The following is a 6,520-nucleotide window of genomic DNA, read 5'->3' as shown; positions in this document are numbered from 1 at the left end:
AGAAGGTTTTAAAAATAATCGACAGTATTTAAAATGCAAAATAAAATTTTGAAATATTTGTTGCTTGGCTGGTTGAAAGATTGGTAGTCCCGACAAGAATCGAACTTGTATCTAAAGTTTAGGAAACTTCTATTCTATCCATTGAACTATGAGGCCAGCACTTTTTTAACCCCAATCCGGGGATCGGGTGGCAAAAGTAAGGGTTTTAAATTAATATTTAAAGACTTTCTATATCTACTTTTCCACCGGCCGGGGCGTAGATGCTGTCAATTTCCTTCTTGAATTTCTCCAGGATCACTTTCCGCTTGGCCTTAAGGGTAGGAGTAAGCTCACCGCCGTCTACCGTCCATTCGTGGGGGAGGAGGAGGAATTTTTTTACCTGTTCTATATGGCTGAAGAACTGGTTGTATTTGTCTACCGCCTGTTTGTACAAGTCCAGTACATCGGGGTTTTTTATGAGTTCCTCATTAGAGGTGGCGGTAATGCCACGTTTTTGCGCCCAGTTGCGGAGGTTACTGAAGGCAGGAACAATGAGTGCTGCCGTGAATTTGCGGTCTTCTCCAACAATCATGATCTGTTCAATGTAGGGCGACTCCTTAAATTTATTTTCGATAGGCTGTGGCGCTACAAATTTGCCGCCGGAGGTTTTAAAGAGTTCCTTTTTCCGGTCGGTTATTTTCAGGAATTTATTGTCGATCATAACGCCGATATCGCCGGTATGGAACCAGCCGTCTTTAATGGCATCTGCTGTAAGATCGGGGCGTTTGTAGTAGCCTATGGTTACGTTGGGGCCTTTACAGAGAATTTCCCCATCTTCAGCCAGCTTTACCTCTACGCCGCTGATAATGGGGCCTACGGTGCCAAACATGCGGTCTTCCACGTTGATGCGGTTCACGCTGATCACCGGCGAAGTTTCAGTGAGGCCGTAACCTTCCATGATAGGGATGCCGCCGGCGGTGAATATTTTCAGCAGGCGCACCTGGCAGGCGGCGGCGCCGTTTACAATAGCCTGGATATTACCTCCCAGGGCAGCGCGCCATTTACTAAAAACCAGTTTATTAGCCAGCCTGAGCTGGAAGTTGTACCAGGCGCCCTGGTCTTTATTGATTTCATACCGTTTGCCAATATCTACCGCCCAAAAGAAGAGGGCTCTTTTAATGCCTTTGAGTTCCAGGCCGGTAGTCATAATTTTTTCATATACTTTTTCCAACAGGCGTGGCACGGTGGTAAAGATAGTGGGCTTCACCTCTTTCAGGTTATCGCCAATGGTTTCCATGTTCTCCGCATAGTAAACCGGTACGCCGGAGCAGAGATACAGGTAGGTAACCATCCGTTCAAATATGTGGTTCAATGGCAGAAAGCTGAGGGCTTTAGCCTCCTTATTAACGGGCAGATAAGGCTGACAGGCCAGTACATTGCTCATTATGTTATGGTGACTGAGCATTACGCCCTTTGGTGTGCCGGTAGTACCTGAAGTATAAATGATGGTGACCAGTTCTTCGGGGGAGATATTTTTCTTCACCTCTTTAATCTGTTCAAAGTCGGCGGTATTGCCCATTTCAGGGATTTCCGACCAGTGGCGTGCCCCTTCTACTTTGTTAAAGGTGAATATTTCCCGGATGGAGGGGAATTTATCCCTCATGGCGGTAACCTTGTCCAGCAGGTCTTTGTCGCTTACAAAAAGAATACGTGCTTCTGCGTCATTCAGCACATAAGCCAGTTCTGTTTCACTGATGGTAGGGTAAATGGGGGTGAGCACAGCACCCAGTTGCTGGCATGCAAGGTCGGTAATGATCCATTCCGGCCTGTTGGGTGAAATGATGGCTATTTTATCTTTTTCCTCGTTCTTTCTAATGCCAGGCCGGATGCCCAGTTTGAGCAGGCCGGAGCTGAATTTGAGCGTGAGGTCCGCTACTTCTTTCGTACTATATTTTTTCCATTGCCCTTTTTCTTTACCTGCCAGCATATCCTCTTTCGGATAATTGGCTAACTGGTATGGAATCACATCAAATAGTCGTTGCGGTTGGTCCATGCTGTTGTAATTTTGTTTTGGCTAAAATATCAGATACGTGTGTGTTCTTTTTGTTCTTTCAGCTTTTCATATTCTTCCAATGCATTCCCGTAGGCATCCTTGTGATAGGCATTAAAATACTGGAAAGCCAGTGCAATACCCCATCCCAGCGCCGGCCATATGGGCCAGGGGGTACCATTCATTTTATTACTGTCTGTCAGAAACCATACTGCCCAGAGTCCCAGGTTAACCACGAGATAAATGATCAGGTGAGACTTAAATCCAGCCCTGGCTTTTGCGATGCGCCAAAGTCGGTTATCTCTTTCTTGAGTTGTTTCCATGGAAGTAAGTTTTAGGTACTGGTGTTGTACTAAATTTAAGCATTTTATTGGCTTAATACAGAAAAAAACGGGAAAAACAGGCTTAGCGGTTAGCCCTGATATCGAAGGAGATGTTTACCTGTGAGTTGATGAGTTTGTCCTGTAATGATTTATCCGCGCGATAGCTGATGCCCCATTGGGTACGGTCTATATTGAAATTGGCCATTGCGGTAATGCTGTCGTTTTTGAGCGTTACCCTGGCAGGGAAGGAGATATTTTTTGTAACGGATTTAAGGGTGAGGTTCCCTTTGATAATATGGGTGGCGTTCCTGAGGGTGAGTTCATCACCATCGGATGGATGAAATGGGGTTACTTCTGTTATTTCGAAAGTAGCAGCGGGATATTTTTTTACATCAAAAAACATTTCTCCCTTCAGTTCAGTTTCCAGCTTGCGTTTCATAGCGGAATCAGCTGCCAGGTCAATATCCTGGAGTGAATGCATATCAATGATAAACTGTCCGCCGGTAATGAGGCTGTCTTTTACGTATAATGCGCCGCCGGCCAGTTTCAGGGAGCCATGATGCTTACCGGTGGGCTTGGTGCCAATCCATTTCACCACGCTGGCAGCGGTATCCGGGAGATACGCGTTGCCGGTGGCTGCCTGAACCGTTTGTGCATCAGTGATCCTGGCTTTATCAGCTTTAGGCGCCTGTTCGCATGCAAAGATGCCACAGGCTATTACGAGCATTATACATAAACATCTTTTCATAAATACTTATATACTTTAAAACAAGCGCCCGGTTTGGAAGGGCGCTTGTTGATATATTCTTTATTCCGCCAGTTCCCGGTTGCCTACCCACACAAACCGTTTCACAATAAACTCCTGGTTGGTAAAGCTGGCGTTACCGGCCGGGTTGCCGCCGGTAACATGGAAGTCGGAAAAAGCAGCGTGCTGGTTTACCCAGATAAATCCTGTAAGATTAAAAGATACAGGAGTGAAAACGCTGTTCATTTCTTCCGTTATTTTTTCTTTGGCAGATGGATCAGTGGTATAAGCCCCACAGGTAATGGCGCCGTATTTCTGTGCCATCTGTTTGGCCAGCTGAATGCTATGTGAGGTGTCCCTGGTTTTAATGATGAGGATCACCGGGCCGAAAAGTTCTTTTTCGTAGATGGAAGTGTCGGCGCTGGTCACTTCTACAATAGTGGGAGCGCATACCCTGGCATTGGAGAACTCTTCATTCACAACCGGGGTACCTTCCAGGATCACTTTACCGCCGAGGTGGCGCGCTTCTCTGGCGCGGGCCAGGGTGCTGTCGTTTTGTATGGCGCCAAGTGTGCCTGCGCCCATTTTCGGGTGGTTTACCAGGCTTACCACCGCTTCCTTGAATTTTTGCACTACCTCATTGAAGGGTACTTGCCCGCCGGCAGTTTTGATGCCCTGTTCGGGGATAAAAAAGTTTTGCGGCGCAGTACACATCTGCCCGGAATATAAACTCACAGAAAATGCCAGGTTCTGAATAACCGCATCAAGGTCGGTAACGCTGTCGAGGATCACTGAGTTCACACCTGCTTTTTCCGTGAATACCGTTTTGCCCGGTAATGATTCCACGTAGTTGCCAAAGGCGTTGCCACCAGTATAATCTATCAGCTTCACATCCGGATGCCCGCACAGGTCCTTGGCGATCAGGTGGTCTGAGCTATCGGCTGCCAGCTGGCAGAGATGGGGATCATAGCCGTTGTCGCGGAGTGATTGCTGGATGACGCTTACAGCGATGGCAATAGGCAGCACGGCTTTCGGGTGGGGCTTCACAATCACCGGGTTGCCGGTGATCAGGTCGGCATATACACCGGGAAGTGTATTCCACACCGGGAAAGTAGAGCAGCCAATTACTACACCGGGGCCCTTGGGTATAGGTTTGAAGGTTTTATAAAGTTTAATGCTGGTTTTGCCCATCGGCTTCTCCCAGGTTAATGAGGGAGGGTAACGCTGCAGCTCATGATAGCCGTTGGCAATGGCTTCCAATGCACGGTCGCTGGCATGCGGACCTGAAGCCTGGAAGCTCATCATAAAGCTCTGGCCGGTGGTGTGCATGGTAGCGTTGGCAATATCAAAGAAGTAATCCTTTATGCTTTCCAGCGTTTCCGTGAGTATACCGGCTCTTTCTGACACCGGTACCTTTGCCCAGTGTTTACCGGCTTCGGTGGCTTTTTTTAACAGGTCGCCCACAGGAAAAACGGGATAGGTAACGCCCAGCACCTCAAGTGTGTAAGGCGACATTTCCTCTCCGCTCCAACCGGTTTCGCCGGTTTGCAGTAACTGTTTGAAGGGTTTTCCCAGCAATTGCTGATAGCTCTGTACGCCTTTTGCATGAGCTTCTTCACCGTAAGCTTTGGGATGCTCCGGGTATTGCGAATAGAAAGTTCGTTCGTGGTTCGCTTTTACAGCATTGTCGATAATGTTTTGGTGTTTGTTAACGAGCATATTCAGATTTTGAGATTTACAATTTACGGATTTAGTCATTCAGTTGCTACAGCAACTAATTGGCCAAACCGGTAAATCAAAAAATATCTAAATACTAATACCCGGAATTGATCAGCGTAAACCTTCCATCGTTGTAATATTCATCGGGTTTCGGCTTTAACGGATTGCTGCGCTGAAATTTCAGGAAAGCATCATAATCGGTTTTATGTAATCCTACCCACGCTTTGTAGCTGGCCTGGTTGGCGCTTGGGCCAAACAGCCACTGGTTGTACGATTCAAACATTCCTTCCCGTAACAGCTGACGCTGGTAATCGAAAAGGGCATACGGATATTTCATGCCGTAAAAGTTATACCAGTCCAGTATAAAACGGGTACGTACCATAATCAATGCGTCGGGATCTATTCCCCCGGTTACTACACTGATCTGCTTGCCCATACAGGCTTTATATGCTTCTACAAATTCGTTGCTGCCCTTTTTGCCTTTTTTGTCTTCAGGTAATGCACTTTCGAAAAGGGAAGGATCGTTGAATAATTTTTTATAAGATTCTAGTACAATATTCCTGATCTCTGCCGTGCGTGTGGTAAAACTTTCCATATTCATGAAGGTTTCGCCATACAATATGCACCAAAGCGGGTTATTGCTGAAGTCGTACGTTTTAGTGGCATTGTAGTAGTTGCCGGGAAAACCGGGGTCCTGTTCAATGCCTTTGATCCAGCTGCGAAGCGCCCCATCGTACATTTTGAAATTCATCAGCAGCGTACCGTTATCATTATACAACTCCCCGCTGTTGGGAAATTTTTTGATGGCCCGCTCATACATACGCTGTGCGGTTTTCCATTCTTCCCTTCCCACGTAAATATTACCGGCAATCTGGAATACCTGTACATCTGCGTCCCTGCTGCTGAGCAACGGTTCAATAATGGTCTTTGCTTTTACCAGGTCACCTTTCAGGTAGTAAGTAAAACCCAGCTGCTTTTTAAATTCAAAATTGTCCGGTTCAAGCTGCAAAGCCTGGTTCAGTACCAGTACGGCATTGGAATAATCTCCGCTACGAATAAAGCCGGTGGCTGTGTTATACAACTCTTTGGCATCCTGTGCAACCGCAACCTGTGAAAATAAAACTCCCGCAACAAAAAGTGCTTTCAATAAAGAAGACCGTATGTTCATCCCTGTCTGTCGTTTGCTGTAAAAGTAAGGAAAATGGGGTAATGTGCCACCCATCAATCTGTAGGCAGGATAACAGGAGGAATATCTTTTTTATATTATCTTATTGTATTATTTGATTTGGAAAAGTTGGTTTGTAAAATAATTATGCAAATGATGGCTACTATCCCACCGGCACCCACCAGGAGAGGGGAGTTCAATATTTGTTGCACAGTGGTATTGAAATCGTCCTGCAGCGTAAATACCAGCAGGGCGGGGATAAGGCCGCATAAAACCTGTATGTAAAGTGTATTGCCGAGGTTTTTTGTTTTCATGTATATCCACGAAAGCAGCAGGGAGAAGGATACTGTATACAGAAAAGTATAGGGAGATAAACTGAAGGCGAAGCTGATGGCAGCTGTGTTCAGAATAGCCTTTACCGGTGTATAGTTTTTAAGGAGACTGTCGAGGACAACGCCTCTCATGAGGCTTTCCTGTATCAGCGGGTCAATCAGGAAATAAACAAAGCAATAGAAGAGTGGTTTTTCCCGGATCAGCAG

General features: G+C 46.3%; 6 protein-coding genes and 1 tRNA gene. All 7 read right to left on the bottom strand.

Features of this window, described 5'->3' with window-relative positions; genetic code table 11:
* Positions 1-81: 81 nt before the first annotated feature.
* Positions 82-148, bottom strand: a tRNA-Arg gene (locus tag VN105_RS14520).
* Positions 149-217: 69 nt separating this feature from the next.
* A complete protein-coding gene (locus tag VN105_RS14515) occupies positions 218-2,032 on the bottom strand; it encodes a long-chain fatty acid--CoA ligase (protein WP_325642092.1) in 1,815 nt (604 codons plus the stop codon).
* 29 nt (positions 2,033-2,061) lie between these two features.
* Entirely contained in the window at positions 2,062-2,352 is a 291-nt protein-coding gene (locus VN105_RS14510) for a 2TM domain-containing protein (RefSeq protein ID WP_325642090.1), read from the bottom strand.
* An 82-nt stretch (positions 2,353-2,434) separates the two neighbouring features.
* A complete protein-coding gene (locus VN105_RS14505; protein WP_325642088.1) occupies positions 2,435-3,100 on the bottom strand; it encodes a YceI family protein in 666 nt (221 codons plus the stop codon).
* Between the two features lie 60 nt (positions 3,101-3,160).
* The gene (gene paaN, locus VN105_RS14500) at positions 3,161-4,816 is read right to left on the bottom strand and encodes a phenylacetic acid degradation protein PaaN (RefSeq protein ID WP_325642086.1); all 1,656 of its coding nucleotides are present in this window, start codon (positions 4,814-4,816) and stop codon (positions 3,161-3,163) included.
* A gap of 94 nt (positions 4,817-4,910) precedes the next feature.
* Positions 4,911-5,984 (bottom strand): tetratricopeptide repeat protein, encoded by a 1,074-nt coding sequence (locus VN105_RS14495; RefSeq protein ID WP_325642084.1) that lies wholly within the window; start codon positions 5,982-5,984, stop codon positions 4,911-4,913.
* A 95-nt stretch (positions 5,985-6,079) separates the two neighbouring features.
* Positions 6,080-6,520, bottom strand: a 441-nt coding sequence (locus tag VN105_RS14490; RefSeq protein ID WP_325642082.1) for a CPBP family intramembrane glutamic endopeptidase, incomplete at its 5' end; no start/stop codon positions are given.

Source organism: Chitinophaga sp. (genome assembly GCF_035564935.1).
Lineage (GTDB): Bacteria > Bacteroidota > Bacteroidia > Chitinophagales > Chitinophagaceae > Chitinophaga.
Note: the sequence above shows the minus strand (reverse complement) of the source record. Positions and strands in the feature narration are given on the sequence as shown.